1 protein-coding gene is annotated in these 272 nt (G+C 50.7%); it reads left to right on the forward strand.

What is annotated here, in order from left to right; all coding sequences use genetic code 11:
* On the forward strand, positions 1 to 225 hold a 225-nt coding region (locus I5W_RS32895; protein WP_217284454.1), incomplete at its 5' end, for a hypothetical protein.
* Positions 226 to 272 lie beyond the last annotated feature (47 nt).

The raw sequence follows: 272 nt of genomic DNA on the forward strand, positions 1-272 counted from the left end.
TCCAACTATGGTCGATCTGCAAACGAGAAGGCGGAAGCCACTTCTGAATTTTTAAAAGGAGCGGGCGCAGCTACATCAGGTTGTATGTTCATCGTTTGCGCCGGTGCGAACCACAGTTTCGGCGGTGGATGGAAGGGTACGTCCGTAGAGGTTGGGGTGGGCAGCGGATTTTCTGCGGGTACTGGTGCTGCGGTTGAGGTGGTAGCGCCGGTTAAGAAGTTTTGAAAAGGTATGAGTTACTTTTAAGTGTTGAGGGAAAACTATGGAGTTTG

It is taken from the genome of Herbaspirillum sp. B65 (assembly GCF_000333555.1).
Taxonomy (GTDB): domain Bacteria; phylum Pseudomonadota; class Gammaproteobacteria; order Burkholderiales; family Burkholderiaceae_D; genus Herbaspirillum; species Herbaspirillum rubrisubalbicans.